The 25,951-nt window shown below is 71.9% G+C and carries 21 protein-coding genes; 8 read left to right on the forward strand and 13 right to left on the reverse strand.

The window, feature by feature from the left end; translation table 11 throughout:
• The first annotated feature begins 39 nt into the window (after window positions 1-39).
• The gene (locus ACNF49_RS52140; RefSeq protein ID WP_482942287.1) at window positions 40-4,734 is read left to right on the forward strand and encodes an FtsK/SpoIIIE domain-containing protein; all 4,695 of its coding nucleotides are present in this window, start codon (window positions 40-42) and stop codon (window positions 4,732-4,734) included.
• Between the two features lie 553 nt (window positions 4,735-5,287).
• Here the strand turns inward: ACNF49_RS52140 and ACNF49_RS52145 are convergent.
• Window positions 5,288-5,851 (reverse strand): ArsR/SmtB family transcription factor, encoded by a 564-nt coding sequence (locus ACNF49_RS52145; RefSeq protein ID WP_357969981.1) that lies wholly within the window; start codon window positions 5,849-5,851, stop codon window positions 5,288-5,290.
• A 685-nt stretch (window positions 5,852-6,536) separates the two neighbouring features.
• Here ACNF49_RS52145 and ACNF49_RS52150 point away from each other — a divergent pair.
• Both ACNF49_RS52150 and eccB read left to right on the forward strand, forming a co-directional pair.
• Window positions 6,537-7,766 (forward strand): alpha/beta hydrolase family protein, encoded by a 1,230-nt coding sequence (locus ACNF49_RS52150; RefSeq protein ID WP_482942288.1) that lies wholly within the window; start codon window positions 6,537-6,539, stop codon window positions 7,764-7,766.
• A gap of 55 nt (window positions 7,767-7,821) precedes the next feature.
• Window positions 7,822-9,228, forward strand: coding sequence for a type VII secretion protein EccB (gene eccB, locus ACNF49_RS52155; protein ID WP_357969976.1), 1,407 nt, complete (start codon window positions 7,822-7,824; stop codon window positions 9,226-9,228).
• Window positions 9,229-9,285: 57 nt separating this feature from the next.
• Here the strand turns inward: eccB and ACNF49_RS52160 are convergent, their stop codons facing one another.
• Both ACNF49_RS52160 and ACNF49_RS52165 read right to left on the reverse strand, forming a co-directional pair.
• Window positions 9,286-10,050: a hypothetical protein gene (locus tag ACNF49_RS52160; protein WP_357969973.1), complete on the reverse strand. Its 765-nt coding sequence runs from the start codon at window positions 10,048-10,050 to the stop codon at window positions 9,286-9,288.
• 16 nt (window positions 10,051-10,066) lie between these two features.
• Window positions 10,067-11,158, reverse strand: coding sequence for a hypothetical protein (locus ACNF49_RS52165; RefSeq protein ID WP_482942289.1), 1,092 nt, complete (start codon window positions 11,156-11,158; stop codon window positions 10,067-10,069).
• Window positions 11,159-11,288: 130 nt separating this feature from the next.
• Here ACNF49_RS52165 and ACNF49_RS52170 point away from each other — a divergent pair, with 130 nt between their 5' ends.
• The gene (locus ACNF49_RS52170) at window positions 11,289-12,209 is read left to right on the forward strand and encodes a M23 family metallopeptidase (RefSeq protein ID WP_357969967.1); all 921 of its coding nucleotides are present in this window, start codon (window positions 11,289-11,291) and stop codon (window positions 12,207-12,209) included.
• 163 nt (window positions 12,210-12,372) lie between these two features.
• On the opposite strand, the gene ACNF49_RS52175 is transcribed toward ACNF49_RS52170, so the two are convergent.
• The 9 genes from ACNF49_RS52175 to ACNF49_RS52215 form a co-directional block, all read right to left on the reverse strand.
• Window positions 12,373-13,644: a hypothetical protein gene (locus ACNF49_RS52175; protein ID WP_482942290.1), complete on the reverse strand. Its 1,272-nt coding sequence runs from the start codon at window positions 13,642-13,644 to the stop codon at window positions 12,373-12,375.
• 5 nt (window positions 13,645-13,649) lie between these two features.
• Entirely contained in the window at window positions 13,650-14,108 is a 459-nt protein-coding gene (locus ACNF49_RS52180) for a hypothetical protein (protein ID WP_357969962.1), read from the reverse strand.
• Window positions 14,109-14,118: 10 nt separating this feature from the next.
• A complete protein-coding gene (locus tag ACNF49_RS52185) occupies window positions 14,119-15,543 on the reverse strand; it encodes a hypothetical protein (protein WP_482942291.1) in 1,425 nt (474 codons plus the stop codon).
• Window positions 15,544-15,549: 6 nt separating this feature from the next.
• Window positions 15,550-15,954, reverse strand: coding sequence for a hypothetical protein (locus ACNF49_RS52190; protein ID WP_357969956.1), 405 nt, complete (start codon window positions 15,952-15,954; stop codon window positions 15,550-15,552).
• A 52-nt stretch (window positions 15,955-16,006) separates the two neighbouring features.
• Window positions 16,007-16,321, reverse strand: a complete 315-nt coding sequence (locus ACNF49_RS52195) for a WXG100 family type VII secretion target (protein WP_357969953.1) — start codon at window positions 16,319-16,321, stop codon at window positions 16,007-16,009.
• A 13-nt stretch (window positions 16,322-16,334) separates the two neighbouring features.
• The gene (locus tag ACNF49_RS52200; protein ID WP_357969950.1) at window positions 16,335-16,661 is read right to left on the reverse strand and encodes a WXG100 family type VII secretion target; all 327 of its coding nucleotides are present in this window, start codon (window positions 16,659-16,661) and stop codon (window positions 16,335-16,337) included.
• Between the two features lie 126 nt (window positions 16,662-16,787).
• Window positions 16,788-17,231, reverse strand: a complete 444-nt coding sequence (locus ACNF49_RS52205) for a YbaB/EbfC family nucleoid-associated protein (RefSeq protein WP_482942293.1) — start codon at window positions 17,229-17,231, stop codon at window positions 16,788-16,790.
• Window positions 17,232-17,277: 46 nt separating this feature from the next.
• A complete protein-coding gene (locus ACNF49_RS52210; protein WP_357969947.1) occupies window positions 17,278-18,189 on the reverse strand; it encodes a WXG100 family type VII secretion target in 912 nt (303 codons plus the stop codon).
• Window positions 18,186-18,440: a hypothetical protein gene (locus ACNF49_RS52215; RefSeq protein ID WP_357969946.1), complete on the reverse strand. Its 255-nt coding sequence runs from the start codon at window positions 18,438-18,440 to the stop codon at window positions 18,186-18,188. The genes ACNF49_RS52210 and ACNF49_RS52215 overlap by 4 nt, the downstream gene beginning before the upstream one ends.
• A gap of 184 nt (window positions 18,441-18,624) precedes the next feature.
• Here ACNF49_RS52215 and ACNF49_RS52220 point away from each other — a divergent pair, with 184 nt between their 5' ends.
• Complete coding sequence (locus ACNF49_RS52220; RefSeq protein WP_482942294.1) at window positions 18,625-19,053, forward strand: YbaB/EbfC family nucleoid-associated protein; 429 nt, start codon at window positions 18,625-18,627, stop codon at window positions 19,051-19,053.
• 5 nt (window positions 19,054-19,058) lie between these two features.
• On the opposite strand, the gene eccD is transcribed toward ACNF49_RS52220, so the two are convergent.
• Window positions 19,059-20,414, reverse strand: a complete 1,356-nt coding sequence (gene eccD / locus ACNF49_RS52225) for a type VII secretion integral membrane protein EccD (RefSeq protein WP_357969940.1) — start codon at window positions 20,412-20,414, stop codon at window positions 19,059-19,061.
• A gap of 183 nt (window positions 20,415-20,597) precedes the next feature.
• On the opposite strand from eccD, the gene eccCa reads away from it, so the two are divergent.
• Genes eccCa through ACNF49_RS52240 form a run of 3 tightly spaced genes read left to right on the forward strand, consistent with a single transcriptional unit; the run spans window position 20,598 to window position 25,950 of the window.
• Window positions 20,598-24,587 (forward strand): type VII secretion protein EccCa, encoded by a 3,990-nt coding sequence (eccCa, locus tag ACNF49_RS52230; protein WP_357969938.1) that lies wholly within the window; start codon window positions 20,598-20,600, stop codon window positions 24,585-24,587.
• Window positions 24,587-24,871: a hypothetical protein gene (locus ACNF49_RS52235; RefSeq protein ID WP_357969935.1), complete on the forward strand. Its 285-nt coding sequence runs from the start codon at window positions 24,587-24,589 to the stop codon at window positions 24,869-24,871. Before eccCa ends, ACNF49_RS52235 begins: the two co-directional genes overlap by 1 nt.
• On the forward strand, window positions 24,868-25,950 hold the full coding sequence (locus ACNF49_RS52240; protein ID WP_482942295.1) for a transglycosylase SLT domain-containing protein: 1,083 nt from the start codon (window positions 24,868-24,870) through the stop codon (window positions 25,948-25,950). Before ACNF49_RS52235 ends, ACNF49_RS52240 begins: the two co-directional genes overlap by 4 nt.
• The last annotated feature ends 1 nt before the right edge of the window (window position 25,951 follow it).

Below are 25,951 nucleotides of genomic sequence, written 5' to 3' on the forward strand. Positions count from 1 at the left end.
CGCTACCTTGGCGCCCGAGGTCGAGCGAGGAGACGGCACATGCGGATCATGCTCACCGTGCTCGGCGAGCAGGGCGACCGTGACGTCGTGATCGACGGCGACGGCGGCGCCACGGTGGCCGGGGTGACCGAGGCGCTGAGCGGGCGCACGTCCATGGCGAAGGTCGTCCACCTGCCGCGGACGCGCGCGCCGTACGGCCTGGCGCCCGAGGCCGGGGTGCGGGGCCGGGCCGAGGCGCGCATCCCCCGTCCGCGCGTCCCCGACCGGCTCGACGTCCCAGCCGACGTCCCCGGTGATTCCGGTGCGCTGCTCTGGCGTGACGGGCGTCCGCTCGATCCGCGGGCGCCGGCGGCGGCCGTCCTGCGCGACGGCGACAAGGTCACGCTCGATCCGCGCCTGGCCCGCGCCACCGTGGTCGAGGAGCCCGGCGGGGTGGCCGAGGTCCGCGTGATCGGCGGCCCGGCGGCGGGGGCGGTCCACCGGCTGGGGCTGGGCGTGCACGTTATCGGGTCCGACCCGACCTGCGCGATGGCCGTCGCCGACCCCCTCCTGGCCGCCGAGGCCGTCGCCGTGCGGGTGACGCCTGACGCGATCACCGTCGAGCGGGCGCACCGGCAGAGCCCCGGGCAGACCTCCAGGCTCAAGCTGAAGGGGCGGTGGGCCGAGGAGGTCGCCGAGCTGACCGCGCGGGTCGCCGAGCGGGAGGCGGCCGAGCTCGCCGCCGAACAGGGCGACGTGCCCGAGCTCGACGGCAGGGCGCTCACCGGGCCCGCCGAGTGGCCCGACCAGGCGGTGCTGACCTGCGGGTCCTCGGTGTTCGTACTGACCTCGATCGAGCCGAAGGACGCCCACCTCGCCCCCAGGGGCGAGGGCGGGCTCGCCTACAACCGGCCGCCCCGGCTGCGCCGCGCCGAGCCGGAGCGCAGGTTCGTCAAGCCCAAGGAGCCGACCAGGTCCGAGGGCATGCGGCTGCAGTTGCTGGCCGCGCTCCTGCCCGCCGTGCTCGGCGTGACGCTGGCCTTCGCCCTGCACGCCCCCTACTACCTGCTCGTCGCCCTGATGACGCCGATCATCATGATCGGCCAGTGGGTCAGCGACCGCCGCCACGGCAGGAAGAAGCACAAGCAGGCGCTCAAGGAGTTCGGCGAACGCGTCCGGGCCTACGACGAGGAGGTCGAGCGGGCCAGGGCCGCGGACGAGGCCGCGCGCAGGTCCGACGCCCCCGACCCGGCCCAGGTCCTGCTCACGGCGACCGGGCCGCGCAGGCGTCTGTGGGAGCGGCGCATCCATGACGCCGACTCGCTGCGGCTGCGCGTCGGCCTCGCCGACCTGCCCGCCAACCTCGACCTGTCGGAGGAGCAGGGCGGTCCGATCGAGCCGCCGCTCTGCCGCGCCGTGCCGGTGGCGCTGGCCATGCGCCGGCTCGGCGTCGCGGGCGTCACCGGCCCGCGCGGGGCCACGACCAGCCTGGCCGGCTGGCTGATCGCCCAGGCCGCCACCCTGCACAGCCCGCGCGACCTGGCCATCGTGGTCGTGTCCGCGCGCGCCGACGGCGAACGCCGCTGGGGCTGGACGCGCTGGCTGCCGCACTGCGCCCCGCGCGCGGGCGAAGACTGCGTGGCGCTGGTCGGCACCGACCCCGAGTCGGCCGCCCGCCGCGTCGCCGAGCTGGCCGCGCTCATCGACGAACGCCAGAACACCGCCATCCCCGAGTTCGGCAAGATCCCCACAGGCTGGGACGATCTGGGCGGCCCCGAGAAACCCAGCTTCTCCTCCTACGACGTCCGTCCCCACGACGTCCTGGTGATCCTCGACGGCGCCCAGATCCTGCGCGGCCTGCCCAACATGCCCCAGGTCCTGCGGCAGGGCCCCCGGTCCGGGGTGTTCACCCTCGCCATCGACGACGACCAGCGGCTGCTGCCCGAGGAGTGCCAGACGGTGGCGGCGTGCGGCTCCGACGGCCTCGTACGCCTGCTCGGCGGCGGGCTCGACGTGATCGGGCCGGTGCTGGGCGACCTGGTCTCGGCCGCCTGGTGCGACCGGCTGGCCAGGGCCCTGTCCCCCATCCGCGACGTGAGCCGGGACGATCCGTCGGGCAACCTGCCCGGAGCCGTCCGGCTGCTCGACCTGATGGGCATGCCCGACCCCTCCGGCAAGGAGCTGGCCGGCCGGTGGCGGGCCCATGGCACGACCGAGGCGCTGATCGGCGTCGGCCCCGACGGCCCGTTCTCGGTCGATCTCAAGCTCGACGGCCCCCACGGGCTGATCGCCGGCACCACCGGCGCGGGCAAGTCCGAGCTGCTGCAGACACTGATCTGCTCGCTGGCGGTGGCCAACCGGCCCGACCAGCTCACGTTCGTGCTGATCGACTACAAGGGCGGCGCGGCCTTCAAGGACTGCGTACGCCTGCCGCACACCGTCGGCATGGTCAGCGACCTCGACGGGCACCTGACCCAGCGGGCTCTCGACTCGCTGGCGGCCGAGATCCGGCGCAGGGAACGCCTGCTGCTGGCGGCGGGCGCCAAGGACATCGACGACTACACCGGCCAGGCGCCCATGCCGCGCCTGGTGCTGATCATCGACGAGTTCGCCGCGCTGGTGGCCGAGCTGCCCGACTTCGTGGCCGGTCTGGTGGACATCGCGCGGCGGGGCCGTTCGCTGGGCATCCACCTGATCCTGGCCACCCAGCGGCCGGCCGGCGTGGTCACGGCCGACATCCAGGCAAACACGTCGCTGCGGATCGCGCTGCGGGTGACCGAGCCCGCCGAGTCCACCGACGTCATCGACCTGCCCGACGCGGCCGCGATCTCCAAGTCCACCCCTGGCCGGTGTTACGTGCGGTCGGGGGTGGGGGCGGCGATCGCCGTCCAGACGGCCAGGGTGGGCGGGCGCAGCCCCGCGCGCGTGCCGTCCGCCGGCGCGCCGGTCGGGCGGGTTCGGGTGCTCGACGTGGACTGGCGCTCGCTCGGCAGGCCGCTTCCGCCACCTCCCGAGCCGGCGGAGGAGTCGGCGGTCACCGATCTCGGCCTGGTCGCCGACGCGCTCGTCGAGGCCGGCCGGTTGGCGGGCGTCCCGGCCCAGCCGAGCCCGTGGCTCGACCCCCTGCCCACTCATCTGGTGCTCGACCTGCCCGCCACTCCGCCGGTGACCGCCTCCTCGGAGGGCTCGTTCGAAGCCGAGCTCGCCGGCCCGCCGTACGAGGGGGGTGGTGGGGGCTTCGGGGAGGTGGCGCCGTTGGCGTTCGGGGTGACCGACCGTCCGTGGCGGCAGGATCGTTGCCCGCTGGCGCTCGACCTGGCCAACGGCGGCCACCTGCTGATCGCGGGCGCCCCGCGTAGCGGCCGCTCGACGGCGTTGCGGACGATCGCGGGCGCCATCGCGGCCCGGACGTCGCCCGCCGACGTGCACGTCCACGCGGTGGACTGCGGCTCGGGCGCGCTCCTGCCCGTCATGGCGATGCCCCACTGCGGCGCCGTGGTCACCCGCGACCAGATCGAACGGGTGGAGCGGCTGCTCGGCCGCCTGCGCGCCGAGGTGGGCCGCCGCCAGCAACTACTGGCCGAGGCGGGCCACGCCTCGCTCGCCGAGTACCGCCAGGCCGGTCACCGCCTGCCGTGGCTGGTGTTCATGCTCGACCGCTGGGAGGGCTTCGTCGCCGCGTTCGAGAGCTACGACTACGGCCGCCTGATCGAAGCCCTGCTCCAGCTCCTGCGCGAGGGCCCGGCAGTAGGGTTGCGCGCGGTGGTCACCAGCGACCGGTCCGGCCTGCTCGGCCAGGTCTCGACGGTCTTCGACGACCGCCTGCTGCTGCGCCTGTCCGACACGGCCGACTACGGGCTGGCCGGATTCCCGCTCAAGGGCCTGCCCGCGTCCATGCCTCCGGGGCGCGCCGTGTCGCTGGGCGAGCACGGCATCACCGAACACCACATCGCCCTCCTCTCCGCCGACCCCGCGGGCCCCGCCCAGGTCGCCGCGCTGCAGGCCCTGGCCCGCAGTGCGAGCCCGCAGGCCGCCGGGCGTGGGGGGCGGCGCGGCGAGGGCGAACAACCGCTGCGCGTCGACGCGCTGCCGATGCGGGTCACCGCGTCCCAGACGATGGACCTCGATCCGGCGTTCACTCCGCCGTCCCCGCTGTGGGCGCTGGTCGGCGCGGGTGGGGACGCGCTCGCCCCGCTCGGCGTCGACCTGCTGGCCCACGGGCCGGGCGCGGTGATCGCGGGGCCGTCGCGGTCGGGGCGGTCGTCCGTCCTGGTGACGGCGGCGCGATCGCTCATCGCCGCCGGCACGCCGGTCGTCGCCGTCGCCCCCAGACGAAGCCCGCTGCGCGACCTGCCGGACGCCGTGGCCGTCCTGGACGGGAACGCCGCCAACCTCCCCGAACTGGTCGCGGACCTGGGCCAGTACGTCGTGGTCGTGGACGACGCCGAGCTGGTCAACCCGGACTCACCGCTGGGCACGTCCCTGGAGGAGGTGCTCCGCTCGGGCAGGGACGGTGATCACGGCCTGCTGATCGCCGGCTCCACCGGTGACCTGGCGGTCGCCTATCGCGGGTTCGTGGCGGAGGCCCGCAAGTCCCGTACGGGCGTGCTTCTGGCGGTCCAGGGCCCGACCGACGGCGACCTGTTCAGCATCCGCCTGCCCCGCGGGGCGGGTGGCGGCCCTCCGGGCCGCGGCCTCCTGGTCACCACCGGCAACATCACCCCCATCCAAACAGCCCTCCCAGACACCCCCTGACCCCACCCACCCAAGCCGCCCACCGAGCCTCCCGCCCCCGAACCACTCAGCCATCGCCACGTGGCCCCTCCCGCGTCGCCCCCCCTCGCGAACCGAGCGGGACCGGTGACCGGTGCGCGAAATTGGGGACCAGGCTCGCTGGCCGGGAAGGCGTACATGCCCGCCCACCCCGAGCCAGCCCCATCGTTCCCCCACCCACCCCCATGTGCCGCGTGGGTACGGCAGCCGGTTCGCGAAATCTGCGGACCAGGCTCGTAGGCCGACTCCTCACCCCCATCCCCACATGTGAGCCGCACAGGTCCGGCGGCCCATGCCTGGCGTCCGGGATCAGGTCCGTCGGACGGGACGGTGTACGTCCCTGCCCACCCAGAGCCAGCCCTCCCGAGTCCCCACCGCGTGCCAGCCGACGCAGGTTCGCAGGCCCATGCCTGGCGTCCGGGACCGGGCTCGTCGGACGGGAAGGCGTGCAGGCCCCGTGCCGCTCGGCGCCGGCCTTTCGAGTCCCCGCCACGTGTGGACCGCGGGGGTTCTGGGGTGGTGTGTGGGTTTGGGGTCAGGAGTCGTCGGCGGGGAGGGTGTACATGCGGACGTACAGGGGGCGGGCGTCGGGTGGGGCCTCGTCCGCGGGGTGGCCGTATTTCAGGAGCAGGGCTACATAGGCGTCGTGGAACTCCCTGAGCTCGTCCTTGGTCATGCGGGCGAGCCCTCGGGAGCCCTTCACCCAGTCGGGGTCGGCCTGGAAGGCGGCGGGGAGGCGGTCCAGCAGGGCGCGGTCCTCCTCCAGCCCGATCCGGTGGAACTCGATCAGGACCGCCTGATCCTCCGGGCCGAGGTCGCCGGGCTCGGGGAGGCGGATGTCCCTGGGGAGCTTGGCGCGGCGCCACCAGCGTTCGCGGCCGGAGGAGCGTTCGGGGATCTCCTCGATGAAGCCGTACTTCTCCAGTTGGCGCAGGTGGTAGCTGGTGGTGCCGGTCTTGGCGCCGAGCAGCTCGCCGAGGGTGGTGGAGGTGGCGGGGCCGTGGATGTTCAGGTGGGTCAGCATGCGGCGGCGCATGGGATGGGCCAGGGCCTTGAGCCGGTCGGGATCGTGGAGCACCAGGGGCTCATCGTCCTTCATGAGGAGCAGGCTAGTCCTTGAGAAGGATATCTGCAGACATGTCTTTGCCGAGATCTCTCTGCAGACTACTGTCGGCAGTATGCGAAATGTCTTTACGGCCTCTGCTGCCGTCTCCCTCAGCGCCGTCGCCGGTGCCGTGTTATGGCTGAGTACGCCCGGACTGGGTCGTGCCGCCCCCGTCGCCGACCTCACCCCGAGGACCGCGACGACCGCCAACCGCACTTCGGGCGCCGCAACGACCGGCGATCTCGTTTCTAAGGCCGCGACGATCGGTGAAGGACGGGTCGCCGCCGGGGTCGGGTCGGTCCTGCTCGACCGCACGGGCCCGGCGGTTCCCGGCGGCCTGACGGTTCCGGATGACCTAACGGTCCATGACGTGACGTTCGCCGGCAGCGGCGGGCTGGAGCTGCATGGCAGCGTGATCAGCCCGTCCGCCAACGCGACCAGCCCCTCCGGCGCCGGCAGCGCGGCCCAGTCCGGGGGTACGGCCCAGGTCGGGAGTGCGACCCAAAGCGGGAGTACAGCCCAGAGCGGGAGTGCGGCCCAGACGGGGAGTACGGGCCTGACCGGAAACCCGGCCCAGGCCGGAAGCGTGGCCAGGTGGGGACGGAACGACGCGGCCGGGGAGGGGCGGAACGGTCCGGCTGGGGAGGGCTCGAGCGGTGTGGCCGGGCGGGCTGGGGTTGTGTTGGTGCATGGGGCGGGGACGGGCACGCGCCGGGAGAAGCTGCTGGGGGAGGCCGTCGCCTTCGCCCGGCAGGGCCTGACGGTGCTGATCTACGACAAGCGTTCGGCGGGCTACTCGCTGTTCCACCGGTCGTACGCACAACTCGCCGAGGACGCGCTCGGCGCGGTCGCGACGCTGCGCAAGGAGCCGGGGGTCGATCCCGGCAAGGTCGGCATCTGGGGGCTCAGCGAGGGCGGGTGGGTGGCGCCGCTCGCCGCCTCGAAGTCCAAGGACATCGCGTTCGTGGTGGTGGTCGGGGCCAACGCGCTGCAGCCCCTGCGGCAGCAGTCGTGGGCCGTGGCGGCCGGGTTGCGCAAGGCGGGGGTCGGCGGGTCGCTGGTCGAGCACGCCGAGCCGAAGCTGTACCGGGTGATCGCGGACGGGGGCATGTTCCCTGAGCCTTACTACGATTCCGAGCTGGTCCTGGCCGCGGTACGGCAGCCGGTGCTGGCGATCTGGGGCGTGCACGACCTGCTGACCCCGCCCCGCGAGACGCCGCCGCTGTTCCGCGCGGCGTTGGAGAAGGGCGGCAACAGGCGGTACACGTTCCGGTTCTTCGCGAAGGCCGATCACGCGGCTCATGTGACCCCGGACGGCGGCATCACGCGTCTGCCCGAGCTCGCTCCCGGTTACGCCGAGCTGGTGGGCGGCTGGGTGGCGAAGGCGACCTCGGGCCACGCTCCGGTCGCGGAGGTGTCGGGGCCCGCGCCCGTCCAGGCGGAGGACTCCGTCGGGGCGCCGCCTCCGGCGTGGTGGGAGTCGGCCTTCGCGCAGACGGTGGTGCTGGCGCTGTTCCTGGCCGGGTTCGCCGGATATCCGGCGGTCGCCGTGGTCCGGCGGATCCGGGGGCGCGGCGCGGCGCGGGGCACGCCGGGCAGGGGGACGGCGGCGGCTCGGGTGGTCAGCGCCGGAGGGCTCGCGGCGGCGCTCGGCGGGTTCGCCTACCTGTTCTATCTGATCTCCACCGGCGGGAAGCTGGCCGCGCCGGGTCCGATGCTCCTCGGCAGGCCGCTCGTCTGGCTGGCGCTGCAGGCCGTGGCGGTGGCCACCGTCGTGGCGACGGCGCTGGTGGCGCGCAGGTGGCGGCGGGAACGTGCGACCGGCGAGCGGGTACGGCTGGGCCTGCTCGTCGCGGCGGGTGTGGCCTTCGTTCCGTGGGCGTTCTATTGGGGTTTGCTACTTCCGTAGGGGTTCATGACACAAGAGCGTTCTATGCTGATCCCTGCGAAACGGGAGAGGTGAGATGCAGACCCGGAAGGACCTCTACCAGGCTCATCGGCTGATGCAGCAGCGCCTGGGCATGGCGTTGCTGCAGGCTGAGCCCGATGTGCCGGAGACCCCCATGCGGCGGCACAACGTGGCGATGTTCTGCGGCGTGCTCGTGGGCGTGCTCATCGCGGCGGTGTTCGGCATCTGGGGGCTGCTCAAGCCCGGCGGCGCGACGAACCTGACCGAGGCCGGCCAGCTCCTGGTCGAGGAGGAGACCGGCGCCACCTACGTCTACAGCCAGGAGCAGGCGCGGCTGCTGCCGACGGCCAACTACGTCTCGGCGCTGCTGCTGCTCGACGCGACCGACTTCAAGGTGCGCAACGTCTCCGCCGCGTCGCTGGCGACGCTGCCGCGCGGGCCGCTGGTGGGCATCGCGGGCGCGCCGGACAGCCTTCCCGCCCGCGAGAAGCTGGTCAAGGGCCCGTGGTCGGCCTGCGTGACCGAGCCGGCGCAGGCCGCCGGGGCGCGAGGGCCGTACGTCACGCTGGTGGGCGGACAGGACGTCGGCGGCAAACCCGTGGGCGGCGAGGCGCTGGTCGTCACGGACGGCCAGCAGGGCTGGGTGGTCTGGAACGACCGGCGCATGAAGGTGACCGACACGGGTGTGCGCGCGCTCAACGCGCATCCCAGACGAGTGCCCTCGACCTGGATCAACGCGATCCCTCCCGGCCCCGACTTCATGCCGCCGCCCATCACCGGCCTGGGCCGGCGCGCCGTCGCCCCCGGGGGCGGCAAGGGGGCGGTCGGTCAGGTCTACACCGTGAAGGGCATGGGCGGGGCTCCCGACCGCTGGTACGTGCTGCTCGCCGACGGGCTCGCCCCCGTCAACCTGACCCAGGCGACGCTGCTGCTCGCCGACCCGAGGACCAAGGCCGCGTACGGCAGGCGCGCCGCCGTCCCGATCGACATCGACGCCGCCACCGCGAACGGCAGGACCTCCCGCCAGACCCTCACGGTCGGCGGCCTGCCGACGAGCCTGCCCAGAACGGTCACGTCCTCGGCGGCGCTGTGCGCGGTGTACGCCGACACGCAGAACGGCTCGGCGCAGGCGAAGATCACGGTCGGCGCGACGATGACCATCCCCGTGCCCGCGGCCCGGAGCGACCAGGAGCACTTCGACCAGGTGCTGCTGCCCGCCGGAGGCGCTGCGCTGGGCGGCCTGCTGCCCGGGGACGGCCAGAAGGCGTTCATGCAGACCTACTTCCTGCTCACCGACCAGGGCAGGAAGTTCCCGCTGCAGACCGGGGACCAGATCAACAAGCTGGGGTACGGCGCCGAGGACGTCACGCCGGTGCCCTACAACCTCGTCCACCTGATCCCGGAGGGCCCGGCGCTCGACCCGACGGCGGCGCGCTCGCCGGTGCAGGTCACGGCCCAGTGAGCGGCGCCCCGACCCGGCGGCGGACGCCGGGCCGGGGCCGCCGCACGGGGTGCGGGGCTAGATGAGGCCGCTGCCGGGCAGGTTCATGCTCGGCATGCCGCCGTTCTTCCGCTGCAGGGTGCCGGGCGCCCCCTCTTCGGTGGGGGACGCGTATTTCAGGGCAGTGGACGCGAAGTCGGGCTTGGGACGTCCCTTGTCGATGTTCTGGGTCATGAAGGCGCACATGCCGTTCACCATGACGAGGAGGCCGGTCAGCATCGCCACGGACTTCACCTTCTTGCTGACGATGTTCCTGAGTGCCGTGCCGAGCGCCGTCAGGAAGGTGCTGATCGTGACCTTGGCCGCGACCCTGCCCACGGGGAAGAGGTAGGACACCACCTCATACGCGGCCAGGGCCGCCATGGCGACGCTCACGACGCAGGCGACCTCGACGGCCCAGTGGTAGAGCGTCGCCATGTGGTTCATGCCGTCGCCGACGCCCTTGAAGTACGTCGAGGTGACGTCCAGTTGCTCAGCGAACGTGTCCACGGCCTCGCTGAACACGAGGTAGGCGGGCCCCTTCCAGTACCCCTTCTCCTCGATCACCGTCTTCAGCTTGACGAGCTCGTTCTTGATCTCGGGGAGGTGCTCCGCGGTCGCGCCGACGGCGGGCGCCGCCCACTCCACGGCCGCCTTGGCGATGTCCCCGGGGTTGGACACGAGCGTCCCGATCAGGAGCGCGATGTTCCTGGCCATCGGGTACTGGCTCAGCACCAAGGCGGACGCGCTGGCCATGGAGGCCGCCGTGATGATGCGCCACCGGTCGCTGTCGTACTCGCCCATCTCGCCGTCCCCTTTCTCACTCGCCGAGGACCGGCGGTGCGATGTCCATGTCGTCGAGCCAGTCGTTCTCGTCGCCGCGTACGTACTCCGGCTTTTCCCGCTCGCGGTTCTGCTCGTTGCCGGCCGCGCCGCCCGACATGGGCATGAACGGCATGCCCGACATGCCGGCCGCGCCGGCGCCGCGCAGGCCGCCGGCCCCCGCCGCGCCCGCCCCCGCGACGGTCCCGCTGCTGCCCGAGGAGCCGGCGTAGCCGCCGGACGTGGGGAACTCGGTCGGGATGCGGCCCGCGATGTTGCCGGTGCTGGGGATGGCGGAGTTCAGGGCGGCGGGGTCGAGCCCGGCCAGCTTGGTCTGGGACGGGTCGGGAACGTTGCTCTTGAGGTCCGGCATCTCGGTGTTGTGGTTGAGCTGGTCCGCGATGGACGGCGTCTTCGGAAGGTCGGTGTTGATCGAGTTGGGGTCGGGGTAGTCCGGCTTAGAGAGCTTGTCGTCCGGCAGCTTGTCCGTCGGGAGCTTGTCCGTCGGCAGCTTGTCCGTCGGGAACTTGTCGTCCGGGAACTTGTCCTTCGGCAGCTTGTCGTCGGGGAGCTTGAGCTTGTCGTCGGGGAACTTCTTGTCCGACAGCTTGTCGTCCGGGATGTCCATCGGCGGCATGCCGCCGCCGCCACCGCCGAGCTTGCTCAGGTCGGGACCGCCCGGCCCGCCCGGCCCCTCGGGCCCGCCGGGCCCGGCCGGATTGTCGTCGCCGATCGTGCTGATCAGGCCGTCGTTGTCCTTGTCGACCTTCTCGTAGTTCTTCTCCAGCTGCTCCAGCGCGGTCTTGTAGTCCCGCAGGGCGCTCCTGGCCATGCTGATCGCGCCGGTCGCGCCTTCCTTGATCTGATCGTGGGCGTAGGACAGTCCGATGCCGACGATCCCGAACCCGGGGAAGTCGACGTGGATCCCCTTCGTGTTCGTCTCGATCTTGCCCATGCCGGGCTCATGCTCGGCCATGTCGCCGCCGAGCTCACTGATCTTCTTGTCCTTGAACTGGATCGTCGCTCCGGTGAGGGAGCTCCCGTACGGGTTTTGCCCCAGACCAGGGGTGGCGTTCTCTCCTGCCCCCATCTCACCCTCCCTGTCCGAAAACTGCGTTTTGCACAGTCCTGGCTACGATATCGACAAATATCAACTTTTAGCGTGAACACTTCGCGAATGATCTAGACTCGCCGTTGATCAGGATGGCAGCCTTTCCCGTATGCGGATCAAGACCCTGATTGTGGGCGTGTGCGGCATCGCCGCACTGCCCCTCACCGGCACGAGCGCGGCCAGCGCCAGCGCCGCCGTCGTCCACCAGCTTCCGTTCCCGTGTGGCGAGACCTGGACCGGCGACAGCAACGACAGCAGCGCGCACACCGGTGGCTACGAGATCGACTTCAACGGCTCGTACGGCGACGGCAACAACGACATGGGCCGTACCGTGGTGGCCTCCGCGGCCGGCAAGGTGATCATGTCGGAGTACCGGACCGCCGACGGTTTCGGCAACGTGGTCAAGATCCGGCACGCCGACGGCGGCGTGTCGCTGTACGCCCACATGAAGAAGCGCACGGTCTCCGTGGGCGCGAACGTCGCGCAGGGCCAGCAGGTCGGCCAGGTGGGCAACACCTCGGCCAAGTACAGGGGCATCATCGCCCACCTGCACTACGAGCAGCGCACGTCGTCGGGCAAGATCACGGCGGCCAGGTTCAACGGCACCACCTTCGGCTACAGCCACCAGACGCTGAAGTCGAACAACTGCCAGGGCGGCGGCGGCACGCCCGCCCCCGCGAACCCGGGCAAGCCCAGCACCGGCGGCGGCAACCCGTACTCGGCCGAGCAGGTCTGCGGTGCGGGCTACAAGCAGATCGACTCCGCGCCGCTCGGCAACCAGGGCCGGGTCGTCCTGCTGTACTCGGCCTCCACCGGCCAGAACTGCGTCACCACCCTGCGCAACAGCGGCTCGGGCAAGGCGGCCGTGCGGGCCTACCTCGAGGTCAAGGGCAAGGCCAGGAGCACCGACGCGGGCAGCTACCAGTACTACGCCGGTCCGGTCCGGGCCAAGGCCCTGCGTACCTGCGTCAAGTGGGGCGGCGCGGTCGGCTCGAACGCGTACGACAGCCCCTTCGAGCACTGCGGCTGACGCGACCGCGCGTCCATGAGCGGGGCGGCGCCTCCGGGCGCCCCCCATGCCTCCGTTCCCCCCGGGGGGAACGGCCTGCAGGCGGGTAGCGGGCCGGTCGCGAGGATCGGCCCGCAGACGTGGTGCGGCGGCTCCGGGCGCCGGGCGGGCACGCAGTGCGGCCTCAGGTGAGCGTGCTCGGCGTGGTGCCCTCCGGGCCGCCCCACACGTCGTCGTCCTCGGCGAGCCAGGTCGAGTTCTCGTTGTCGTTCTTCTCCCCGCCCTCGCTGCCACGAGCGGGCATTCCGCCCATCATGCCGGGAGAGACGAAGCCGGTGCCGCCGCCGGCGCCGCGCATGGCGGCGCCCGCCGCCCCGCCCTCGCCCGCTCCGAAGCCGCCGCCGGCCCCCGATCCCACGCCGCCGCCGTAGGGCGAGCCGCCCGTCGACGTCGTGGGATAGGCGCCGTTGGGCATCCCCGACATGGACGGGTCGTACCCGGCCAGCTTCGTGCTGCCGTCGCCGGTGCCCGACGGAAGGTCGGCGGTCGAGGGCGCGTTCGGCGCGGAGCCCAGCGAGCCGCCGTTCAGGGCCGAGGAGTCGGCCCCGCCGTACGGATTGTCACCGGGGTCGTAGCCCTGGACGCCGCCGGCGTTCACCCCGGAGCCGTTCGTGCCGGAGCCGTCGGGGTAGTGGCCCGCCGGGTAGGCGCCCGCTCCCCCGTCACCCGGCACCTTGCCGTCGATGTAACCGGGGCCGCCCGGCACCGCGTCCGGGCCGAACGAGGACACGGGGAAGTTGCCCGCCCCGCCCTTGCCGTTCAGGTCCGGGGCGCCCGGCACGTCCCCGCCGCCGGTGTTGAAGTCCGGGAGCTCGGGGACGCTCGGGTCCGGCAGCGCTGTCTGGACCTCGGCGGGCAGCTGCTTGTAGTGCTCGACGATGCGCTCGTTGACCTTCTTGAGGTGCTCGACGGCCCGCTTGTCCCCGCGGTACAGCCGGTAGAACGGCACCCGTCCGGCCCAGTCCACGTCGCGGTCCGTACGCGAGTCGTGGTCCATCGACTCGACCACGTTGGCCTGCGCCCAGTTCAGCGTCTCGCCGTACCCGTGGAGCGGGCGGCCCATCTCGCCGAGCTTCCTGGCCAGCTCGCGCACGCTGGCGTGCAGGGTCTGGAGCTGCTTCTGCGTCTCGACGGCGGCCGGGCCGGTGTAGTTCTCGGCCAGCTCGGCCGCCTTGGTCTTCAGGTCACCGGCGAAGCCGTTCAGCAGCGTCTCGGCCCGCGTGTAGTAGAGGCCGGCGAGCTTCACCGACTCCGGGTCGGTGGCGTCGATCCACTTCTTGACCTTGTCGAGCGTGTCGGTGAACATGCTCCCCATGAACGACACCTCCGGGGTGGAGGTGTCGACCGGGCCGGTGTTGTAGATGAGCTTGAACGTCTGCTTCTTGGGCTCGGCCATGGGTGTCAGACCTCCCGCCGCGCGGCGGCTTCCTCGGTCGCCTGCTCGGCGCCGCCGGACGCCTTGGAGATGTCGAGCAGCGCCTCCACCGTGCTATCGCCCTGCCCGACCATGGCGGCGTACAGGCCACCGGTGGAGCCCGACTCGCCGATCAGCTGGGAGTAGGCCGAGTTGACCGCCAGCGCGAAGTGCATGGCGGCCGGCCATTCGCCCATCTGGTTCTGGCTGAGCGCGCAGTAACGCTGGAGATCGGGCAGCGAGCCGGCACCCGCGGGCAGCTGCGGCCCGGGGGCCTTCTCCCCCGGCGCGGTCAGGAACTGCGTCACCGGCGGGAGCGAGGGTGTCTTGAGCTTCTTGAGCAGCTCGCCCAGCTCACCGGCGATGCGCTTGATCTCCGTGCGGTTGGTGAGGTTGTCCTTGTCCCCGTCGAGGCCGGGCCAGTTGCTGTCCAGTTCGAGCGCCATGGCCGCCTCCCTAGCCGATCACCGGTGAGATGGAGCCCTCCTGGTGGCTCCACACGTCGTTGTCCTCCTTCAGGAGGGTCGAGGTCTCGACCTGTCCCTCCTCGGGGGCCGGTCCGCCGCCGCCGCCGAACGGCATGAACGGCATGCCGGCGCCGCCCATCGCGCCCGTCCTGGCCGCCGCCGCGGGCGCGCTGCCCTGGACGTACGACCCGGGGCCGCCGATCACCGCGGGCGTCCCTCCGGACGGCGAGGGGTAGGCGGGCTGTGTCACGAGCGGCTGGTTCGGGGTGCCGGGGTACCCGGGGGTGGTGGTCGGGTGGTAACCGGCGGTCTCGGTGGCGCGCGGGTCGCGGGTGTCCACGTCCTGCGGCTGGGTGGCGCGGTCGTCGGTGGTGTTGTTGTCGAGCACCGGTGGCGTGGTGCCGTCGCCCGTGGTGGCCGAGCCGCCGGTCCCTGATCCGGTGCCCTGGCCGCCCGGCTGGTCGGAGCCGGGCGTGTCCGTCCCGGGGGTGTCCGGCTGGTCGCCGCCCGGGGTGTCGCCGCCGGGGGTCTGGTCCCCTGGGCGGGGGTCGGTGCCGGTGCCGCCGTCATGGCCGCCGGTACCGCCGGTCCCGCCGCTGCCCGAGCCACCGGAGCCGCCCGATCCGCCCGATCCACCGGAGCCGCCGTGCGTGCCGCCGCCGGTCGAGCCGCCCGTGCCGCCGCTGTCGTGGCCGCCGCCGGTCCAGTACGAGCCCTTCGTGTACGGCGAGGGGTCGGTGAGCGGCATGTCACGTTCGGGAGCCGGCGCCTCGGCGGGCTTCACGTCGGGCAGCTCGACGACGACGCTCTCCGGGATCCGGAAGTCGTACAGGTCGACGATGTGGTTGTTGAGCTTCTCCAGCGCCCGCCGGGCCACGTCGGCCTGCATCTCCGCGGGCGACTTGGTCGGCCCGGGGCCGGGCTCCGGCAGGTTGTGCGAGGTCACGGGCCCGAGCACCGGCGGCGTGTGCGACGGCGACGGCGTCGCGGACGGCGGCTTCGGGGCCGCGCCCGGCGAGGGCGCCGGGACCGCCGTCTTCTGGTTCTTGGCGGCCTCGACCTCCTCGATCGCCTTGGGCAGGTAGTCGCGCCCGTAAAGGATCAGCGCCTCGGACATCTTGTCCATGGCTTCGGCGATCTCGCGCCCGGAGGCGTTGAGCAGCTGGAGCGCCCGCTGCGCCTGGGCGGAGGTGTCCGACCGCCAGGCGCCGGACAGATCCTTGCCGATCTGGGGCAGCGCGTCGGCCACCCCGCGGATGACCTTGGCCACCTGCTTGTAGGACAGGCCCCGGTCGTGCACCTCCATGGCGGAGGTCGCCTTGAGCCATCCTTCGATCTGTTCCCGCGACGCGGTGACCGGCTCGCTCTTCGGCCGCCGGGAATTGTCACGGATGTCGACCTTGCGCTCAGCCAACGCTGCTCACTCTCGACCCGGGTTCGTCTTGGCGTAACTGTCGGCGCTGTCCCTGATCGCCTTGACCAGTTTCTGGCAGCACTCGACGTAGTCCTGGTACAGGGCGGTCAGCAGCGCTCCGCGGCCCTCCATCGACACCAGGCCGCCGGGGTCCGCGCCGGTGCTGCCCACGCTGTGCGCGAGGGCGCTGGCCGCCGGCCACCGCCCAATGTGCTCCTCGCCCAGCGCGAAGTACCTCGTGAGGGTCTCCACCGAGCCGGTGACGCCGTCCCTGTTGCCGCCGGCGCCCTGTGTGAGCGCCAGGGCGATCTCCAGGTCGTCGGCGATGGCGCGCATCCTGCCCACGTTGTAGTAGAGCTCGGCGTCGGTGTCGTCGAGCCCCGGCCACGGTTCGGGTTCGAGCCCGGCCATGATCCTCCCCTCACCAGGCTCGGCCACCGCGCGGGTGGCCGAGCAGAGAACGTCAGCCGTCGTACCAGATGGACTTGTTGCGGTTCTCGGCCGCGCGGTAGTTCTCGTTCGCGATCTGGACGGCCTTCTGCAGCTCGTCCAGCTGCCCGCGCATCTGGGCGGCCGCGGCCTGCCACTTCTGCTCGTGCTGCCGGAAGAACGTCTCGGCGCCGTCCGGGCCCTCCCAATGGCCGGCCAGGTCGTTCTTCAGCCGGGTCATCAGGTCTTCGGTGGCCTTCTCGAAGGAGCCGAGGATCTTGATGAAGTCGCCCTGGGCGAGCTCCATGTGCCCAAAGTTGACTTTGGTGAAGTCGAGCTCAGCGGACACCGCGGTCCCCCTCCTACTTGATGTCGACGTTGATCAGGGACTCGACGCGGCCCATACCGGCCTGGACGTCCTCGTCGGCCGCGGAGTAGACGACCGCGTTGACGCCCATCTTGTCGGCGATGTTCTCCAGGTCGGTCCGTACGTTCCGCATGGAGTTGTCCCAGCTGACCATGGCGTTCTTGAACCTGGCCGCCGCCGGGCCGAGCCATCCGGTGTTGAGGAGACCGTTGGCGGTCGTCTCAACCGACACCCTCAGACCCTCGATGTACTGGGCGGTGTCCACCACGTGGCCAGAGGCCACCTTGATCTGGCTCGGGCTTGCCCCAAAGAATTCGGACACTCGTCACCTCCGTAACGATCATTTCGGTCGCTTACCCATATAAGCACCAAAGGCCCCATGAGTAACAGCGGACTCAATGGCCAAGATGTAACAACTTCTCGACATGTCAGCAAACGCCCTGGTCAATCACAGGTCCAGTTCGCGGCGGATCCTGTCGAGTTCTCCCATCACGTCCTCGAAGGCACGTTCGTAGCTGGCCTCGGCCTTCCGGACCTCGCGCAGCGCCCGGTCGGGGTTCTCCAGCATGCGCATCGGGTTGCCGCTCACGCCGAACATCTCGGTCAGCAGCTCGTCGGCCTGCCGGTTCAGGTCGGCGGTCGCCGCCGCGATGGCGTCCTGGATCCGCTCCGACAGCTCGGCCGCGCTCAGCCGCATCGCCTTCGGCTGGATGTCCAGGGTGCGCAGGCCCTCCTGGGTGTACTCGACGACGATCAGGTGCCCTTCGTCCTCTCCCCTGCCCACCAGGGCGGACATGGCCTTCTGCAGCTCCTCGGACTTGCTGAGCTGCTCGTCCATGCTGCTCAGGAGCCGCTCCATGTCGATGTTGCCGAAGTCCCCGAAATCCGTCACCGACACCATCCCTCCCATAGGGCACATCCGTGCGAGTTAACCACAATCAAGGCTTCGTGGTGTTCACTTCGGGGACGACCCAGTCGAAGTTCTGGTAGCCGGCGGGCAACTGGCCTGGCGCGGCGGGCTCCTGGAAGGAGGGCAGGTTCTTGGCGTTGATCGTGGCCCGGCCGAAGTCGATGGCGGCCGCGCCCTCCGGCAGCACGAAGCCGAACTGGTGCTGCTTCCTGACCAGCGTCCCGAGCACCTGCATGCCACCCCTGAGCAGCTGCGCCAGCGCACCCGTCATGACCGCGGCGGCGCTGATCATCGCCGTGCCGACGAGGTGCTCCAGGATCATCCCGGCCGCCGCGACCTGCGGCACCGGCATGATCTTCATCCGCAGGGCCGCGAGCAGCAGCGTGATCCCCGACACGACGGTCGAGCCGATCTGCATCCAGTAGTTGCGGACCCCGGCGGCCACCTCGTCCAGCACGCCGCCGATCTCGCCGAACGAGTTGCGCAGCGCGCCGATCTCCTGATGGAACAGCGCCTGCACCCGGCCGAACTCCGTCTGGTCCGCGGCGATCCAGCCAGTCCTGGACGTGGCCAGGATCTGCGGCATGAGGTTCTTCACGCCGTCGTCGAGGCGGGCGCTGATGCCGTACTTCCAGGTGTTGGCCGCCTCGGCCATGGCGAACTCGTCGGCCGCGCCCACCGCCACGATGCCCGCCACGGCCACCAGGTATGGCGAGAACCGGCCCACGCTCCTCAGCAGGTTCAGCACCCTCGTGCTGAGCGACTCCGCGGCGCCGGCCCCGGCGCCGACCGGGCCGAACTTGCCGGTGGCCGGGTTGAGCGGGATCGACGGCGTTCGCGGCGGCCCGACCGAGCCGCCCTTGTTGACCGCCTTCAGCAGACCGCCGCCGCCCGAGCCGCCCCGGCCCTTGTTGATGGCGTTGAGGTAGGGGTCGCTCATGCGCGGTACTGGATGATGCTGGCGTCCTCGGCCGCGCGCCAGTTGCGCTCGCAGACGGTCAGCGCGCCGCACCAGCCGTCCAGGGCGCCCTCCGCCTCCGTCATCAGGCCCTCGGCGCGGTCCATGACGGCCTCGTACGTGCCGCCGATGATCATGTTGCCCAGGACGCCGAAGCCCAGGCCGTCCACGGCCGTGAGCGGGACCAGGCCCTTGACGAAGCCGATGATCTCCTTCTTCAGCTCGGACTCCACCCGTTGCCGCGTCTTGCCGATGGTCGCCGAAGTGATATGGATTTCCCGATTCGTTGCCACGACGCCCGATTGTTGCGGCGCCTTGCCCCTGTTGCAGCACTCCCTGCGCGGTTTTCTTGATCACTTCAAGGCCCGGCCAGCAGCCGCTCCCCGTTCGTTAACCTCCGGACGATGGCGTGCCGACATGGACCCCATCGACTTCGACCCCGACGACCTCGACCGCGTGATCAGCGAGAGCGAACGCTCGGTCCGCAACCTGACCGGCGCGCTGGACGAGCTCAGCCAGGTCACCGGCCAGGGCGAGAGCCGCAGCGGCGCGGTCACCGCACGCGTGGACGCGGGCGGCCGCCTGGACGACCTGCGGCTGGCGCCCAGGACGAGCCGCATGGAGCTGGACGAGCTGACCGAGGAGATCCTCCAGGCCGTCCGCGCCGCCCAGGACGACCAGGCGCGCCGGCTCAGGGACGTGCTCCCGCCCACGTCGTTCGGCGGCCTGTCGGCCGCGGCCGTCACCCGGCGGTTCGAGGACCTCCAGGACGGCTTCTCGCGGCAGATGAACGACCGCCTCGACGCCCTGGAGACCATCCGCCGCCGCGCCCTGTCGGACGGCTGAGCCGGTCAACCGGCCAGGCCGCGTACCCAGGAGTAGACCTCAAGCACCCCGAGCGCCAGCGGCACCAGCGCGACGATCAGCGCCCATTCGGTGATGTCGGCGGCCCTCCCCCAGAACGGCGAGGGCCTGCCGCCGGGCAGCCACACGCCCATGCCGACGACCACCATGGCCGCCCACAGCAGCCCGAGCACCACGGCCACCGAGGTCACGCCGCCCACGCCGATCCCGACGGACACGGCCACCGCGCCGAGCGCGGCCAGCCCGACCAGCAGCAGCCACAACCGCTGCCCGACGCCCTGGAACACCCGGGCCCGCATGATCTGCGTGAACGCCAGCACCAGGGACATCGCCACCGAGATCCACCGGCCGTCCACGACGAACATCGCGTGCGCCCCGGCCCCGACCAGCGCGACGCCCACGACCATGCCGGTCGCGTACCGCCGCGCCGCGCCGGTGCGCTCCAGCACCGAGGCGCTGTCGAGCCGCTGGTTGTCGCCGCGCAGCTCCTCGGCGTTGGTGGGCATGACCGGCAGCGGCACGCGGGCCAGCCGGAAGGACAGCACGGGCACCAGCGGGCTGAGCGCCATCACGACGGCCGCGCCCACGGCCGCCACGCCCGCGGGCGACGCCCCGGTCACCATGACGACGGCCGCGCAGACCGCGCCGGCCATCGAGGCGATGGCCGTGCCGAGGAAGCCCGGCACGCCGTCCGCGATCGCGGTGCCGCCGAGCGTGGCCACCAGCGCGGTGCAGGCCAGGGCCCCGAGGAGTTGCGGCGCGCCGACGGTCATCACCCCGCCGCCGGCCGCCGGGGCCAGCAGCCCGGCCAGGAACGCGTACGGGAGGGCGGCGTACCCGACCAGCGCGCCGGAGCCCGAGTCGCCGACCGCGCGGGAGATGGCCATCCCCACGCCGACGACCAGCAGCGCGAGCGACCCGGCCACGATCGCGGTCACCAGCGGGGTCAGGCCGCCGAAGGCCAGCGCCACGGCGCCCGCGACGAGCAGCCCGGCCGCCGCGCCGCCGCCGAGCCCGCGGGTCAGGTCGGGCGACCACTTGCCCTTGCCCTCGCGCACGCCGGTGGCGACCACGTCGGCGACGTCGTCGAACCTGGCCGGCGGCAGCGACACCGCGCGCGGGCGCAGGTAGAGGATCTCGCCGTCCAGCACGCCCAGCGCGCCGAGGCTCTGTCCCAGGTCGAAGGGAGGGCCGCCGAGCCGCTGGAGGGTCCAGCCGGGTGCGGTGGCGATGTCACCGCCCAGCTCGCCCATGGCTCTGAGCAGCCCCGGGAGGACGTGCGGCAGCGGGATGTCGGCGGGCAGTGCCAGGTCGGCCCTCCGGCGCGGCCCTACCACCGTCACGTGGCACAGCGGCGGGAGCGGAGCGGGCACCTGGTGCAACGCGCCCTGCTGTGGAGGGGGGATTTCGGCCAGCGATGTCACAAACACAACATAGCGAGACAGAGTTAACTCAGACCTCAACTCGGACGTTAGGCACATCTGGTAAGAAGGTTCTTCCGAGCACCAGAAGGGCCTGTCACAAGGGTGAGCATCGTCGTAGTACGGCGCCCGGAGCGCCGCCCCAGCCCGAAGCCGCCGCGCGGTGAGATCCTGCTGGAGTCCCCACCGGAGATCCCCGAGGTCCAGTCGCAAGGCATGATGGCGGTGCTGACGTACCTGCCGATGGTGGCGGGCGCGGCGGCGATGGGCCTGATGTTCACCGCCGGGGGCACCAACGCCAACCCCATCATGTACGTCGCCAGCGGCCTGTTCGCGTTCTCGATGGTCGGCATGACGGTCGGCCAGATGGGCCGCCAGGCGGGCGAGCGCAAGGCCCGGCTCAACGGCGCCCGCCGCGACTACTTCCGCTACCTGGCGCAGATCCGCAAGAAGGTGCGCAAGGCGGCCATCCAGCAGCGCGAGGCCCTGGAGTGGAGCGGCCCGGCCCCCGACACCCTGTGGTGGACCGCGATGGGCCCGCGCCTGTGGGAACGCCGCCCCCGCGACGAGGACTTCAGCACGGTACGCCTCGGCACCGGCATCCAGAAGCTGGCCATCCAGCTCATCCCCCCGGACTCCAAGCCGGTCGAGGACCTGGACGCCCTGTCGGCCGGCGCGCTGCGCCGCTTCATCCGCACCCACTCGACCGTCGAACGCCTCCCGGTCGCCGTCGCGCTGCACTCCTTCGCCCGCATCAAGCTGGACGGCGACCCCGCCCTGGTCCGCGACCTGGTTCGGGCCATGATCGCGCAGATGGCCGTCTTCCACTCCCCCGACGACATGCGGATCATGGTGTGCGCGAGCAAGGAGTGGATGAGCCACTGGGAATGGGTCAAGTGGCTGCCGCACGCGCTGCACCCCGAGGAGACCGACGGCGCCGGCCAGGTCAGGCTCATGGCCGAGAACCTGACCCAGCTCGACCGCCTGGTGGGCGGGGAGCTGAAGGAGCGGGCCCGCTTCAAGCCCGGCGCCTCGCCGGACGCGCTGCCGTACCACGTGCTCATCCTGGACGGCGGCCACGTGCCGCAGGACTCGCAGCTCGGCGCGGACGCCATCGACGGCGTCACCGTGATCGACCTGTCGAACTCGGCCGGGACCGTCGAGGAACGCAGCACGCTGCGGCTGCGCATCGACGCCGCCGGCTTCCACATGGTCAAGCTGGACCACGCGGGCCGCGAGAACACCAACCGGCTCGGCGACCCCGACGCGCTGGACTACCTGCGCGCCGAGGGGCTGGCCCGCCAGCTCGCGCCGCTGCGCGCCTCCTCGGCCAAGGGCGGCGACGCCCAGGACGTGCTGGCGGTGAACACGACGCTGACCGAGCTGCTCGGCGTCGGCGACCCGACCCGGCTGGAGCCGTCGGTGACCTGGCGGCCCCGCGCGGGCCGGAACCGGCTGCGGGTGCCGATCGGCCTCGGCGCCGACGGCCGGCTGGTCGAGCTGGACATCAAGGAGTCCGCCCAGGGCGGCATGGGCCCGCACGGCCTGGTCATCGGCGCGACCGGCTCGGGCAAGAGCGAGCTGCTGCGCACGCTGGTGCTCGGCCTGGCGGTCACGCACTCCTCGGAGATCCTCAACTTCGTGCTCGTGGACTTCAAGGGCGGCGCGACCTTCCTCGGCCTGGACGGCCTCTCGCACGTCTCCGCGGTCATCACGAACCTGGAGGACGAGCTGCCGCTCGTGGACCGCATGCACGACGCCCTGCACGGCGAGATGGTGCGCCGCCAGGAGCTGCTGCGCGCGGCCGGCAACTACGCCTCCCTGCGCGACTACGAGAAGGCCCGCGAGCAGGGCGCCAACCTGCGCCCGCTGCCCACGCTGTTCGTCATCCTGGACGAGTTCAGCGAGCTGCTGACGGCCAAGCCCGAGTTCATCGACCTGTTCGTGATGATCGGCCGGCTCGGGCGCTCGCTCGGCGTGCACCTGCTGCTGGCCTCGCAGCGGCTGGAGGAGGGACGGCTGCGCGGGCTCGACACGCACCTTTCGTACCGGATCGGTCTGCGGACGTTCTCGGCCATGGAGAGCCGGGTCGTGCTGGGGGTGGCCGACGCCTACGAGCTGCCGTCCGCGCCGGGCAACGGGTACCTGAAGTTCGACACGTCCGGCATGACCCGGTTCAAGGCCGCGTACGTGTCCGGCCCCCACCAGGTCGACCCGCGGCACGTCGCCACCACCGACGGCTCGGTGACGGTCCGGGAGATCGTCGAGTACGGCCCCGACTTCGTGCCCGTCCCGATGGTCGAGGAGCAGCCCGAGGACCCCGCGGTGCAGGAGGAGAGCAACAAGGCGCAGCAGAGCCTCCTGGACATCGTCGTCGGCCGCCTGGTGGGCCAGGGGCCGCCCGCGCACCGCATCTGGCTGCCGCCGCTGGCCGAGCCGCCCACGCTCGCGCACCTGCTGCCCCCGCTGTCGGTCACGCCCGAGCTGGGGCTGTCCACGGCCGGGTGGACCGGCCGCGGGCGTCTGCAGGCCGTGGTGGGGATCATCGACCGGCCGTTCGAGCAGCGGCGGGACCCGTACTGGCTGGACCTGTCCGGCGCGGCCGGGCACGTGGGCGTGGCCGGCGGCCCGCAGAGCGGCAAGAGCACGGTCCTGCGCACGCTGATCACCAGCATGGCGCTCACGCACACCCCCCGCGAGGTGCAGTTCTACTGCCTGGACTTCGGCGGCGGCGCGCTGGCCTCGCTGGAGGGGCTGCCGCACGTCGGCGGCGTGGCCTCCAGGCTGGACGCCGACCGGGTGCGCCGCACGGTGGCCGAGATCGCCTCGGTCCTGCGCGACCGGGAGCGGGAGTTCACCGAGAACGGCGTCGACTCCATGAGCACCTACCGCAAGCGGGTCGCCGACGGCTCGCTCCAGGGCGACGGCTGGGGCGACATCTTCCTCGTCGTGGACGGCTGGCTGACGATCCGGCAGGACTTCGAGGCGCTGGAGCCGGTCATCACCGACCTGGCGGCGCGCGGCCTCGGCTACGGCATCCACGTGGTGGCTGCCACCGGCAAGTGGTCGGAGTTCCGGCCCGGCATCCGGGACCTGTTCGGCACGCGGGTGGAGCTCAAGCTCGGCGACGCGTACGAGTCCGAGATCAACAGGAAGAAGTCGCTGGCCGTGCCGGAAGGCGTGCCGGGACGCGGCCTGACCAAGGACGGCCTGCACTTCCTCGGCGCGCTGCCCAGGATCGACGGCGTGCAGGACTCCGACGACCTGGCCACCGGGCTCCAGGGCCTGGTGCAGGCGATCGGGGACTCCTGGCAGGGCCCGCCCGCCAAGCAGGTCAGGCTGCTGCCGTCGGTGCTGCCCGCCGCGTCGCTGCCGGGCGTGGAGGAGACCGGCAAGTCGCGGATCGCGATCGGCGTGGACGAGGCCGCGCTCGCGCCCGTGCTGATCGACTTCGACGCCGACCCGCACTTCGTCGTGGTCGGCGACACCGAGAGCGGCAAGTCCAACATGCTCAAGGTGATCGCCGAGAACGTCGTCGCCCGGCACACGCCGCGCGAGGCCATGATGATCGTGATCGACTACCGCCGGTCGCTGCTGGACACGGCGGTCAGCGAGAACCGCATCGGCTACGCCGCCTCCAGCGCCGCCGCGCTCGAACTGGTCAACGACGCCCGCAACGCCCTGCTCAAGCGCCTGCCGCCGGCCAACCTCACGCCCGAGCAGCTGCGCGCCCGCGACTGGTGGAAGGGCTCCGACCTGTACATCGTGGTCGACGACTACGACCTGGTGGCCACGTCCAACAACCCGCTGCTGCCGCTGGTCGAGCTGCTGCCACAGGCCCGTGACATCGGGCTGCACCTGATCATGTCGCGGGCCATGGGCGGCCTGGGCCGGGCCATGTTCGACCCGGTGATCCAGCGCGTCAAGGACATGGCCAGCCCCGCGGTGATCCTGTCCGGCAGCAGGGACGAGGGCTTCCTGTTCGGCAACGTACGCGCCCAGCCGCAGCCTCCGGGACGCGGCTTCGTGGTGGACAGAAGGTTCGGCTCGCGGCTGGCGCAGACCGCGTTCTGGCCGCCGGCGGAGGAGGAGTGATGGCGGGACTGGACATCCACTTCGAGGCCCTGGACGACTGCCGCATCGCGGCCCATGCCGTGGCGAACAAGTTCGGCGACCTGGCCGACGGGTTCCCCGCCACGGCCGTCGACTCCTCGATCTTCGGCAAGCTGGCCGGCTCCTCGGCCCTCGCGACCGTCGTGGACGGGGTGGAGGGCGTCACCGACGGCGAGTGCGGGAAGGCCAAGAGCCTCGTCCAGAGCGTCGAACGGGCCCTGGACCTGGTGGAGAGCAACGTGCGGAAGGCGAACAACCCGTCATGAGCGCACCGGAGGCGATCAACGGCCTGCCCGGTGGCCCCGCCCTGGCCGCGCTGGCCGACCAGGTGAGCGGCAACCCCGGCGCGATCCGCGGCATCGCCGTGCGCTGGCGTACGGCCGCGGGCGAGGTGCTCGCCGGCTCGGGCGAGCTCGGCAGCGCCGTCACCACCGTGGACCTGGCGTGGGAGGGCGACTCGGCGGACGCGTTCGTCCGCTACATGTGGGACTACGGCAGGGCCGGCCAGGGCCTGCACGACGCGCTCAACTCCTGCGCCGACGCGCTCGACGCCGCCGCCGGCGTGCTGGAGAGCTCCCAGCGCCGGGTGGACGGCATCTGCGACCGCCTGCTCACCAGCGTGCAGAACTACAAGAACGCCAACCCCGACGCCAAGCCGGAGGACCTGAACGCCGAGATCGCCCGCCTGGTGCGCGAGGCGACCGAGAACGCCGGGCAGCCGGTCAAGGACGCCAAAACCGCCGTCACCGACGCCAAGGAGGCCATCGACACCGCGCTGGGCGAGCGCACGATGACCTTCGCCAAGATCAAGGCGGCCGGCGAGCAGGAGGGCGAGCACAGGTTCGTGCCGGACGCCGAGCACCGGCTGGACTGGCGGCGTACCCAGAGCTACACCTCGCCCTACTCGGGCACCGGCGGCAGCCCCATCATCGGCGGCTACGGCCCCAGCGGCCCGCCCCCGCCCGCGGGCGGCGGGCCGGCGCCCACGGGCAAGGTGAAGCAGTGGATCGAGGAGGCCGTCGCCATCCTCAAGGAGCAGGGCTACCCGGTCGGCAAGATGAACGTGGACGACATCTGGATGATCATCCAGCACGAGTCCGGCGGGAACCCGCACGCGATCAACCTGTGGGACTCCAACGCCGCGGCCGGGCACCCCTCCAAGGGGCTCATGCAGACGATCGACCCGACCTTCAACGCCCACGCCCTGGACGGCCACCGGGACATCTACAACCCGGTGGACAACATCATCGCGGGCGTGCGCTACTCGATCGAGCGCTACGGCAGTGTGTCCGCGGTGCCGGGGGTCGTGGGCATGAAGACCGGGTCCGGCTACCGCGGATACTGAG

The organism is Actinomadura sp. ATCC 39365 (genome assembly GCF_054392275.1).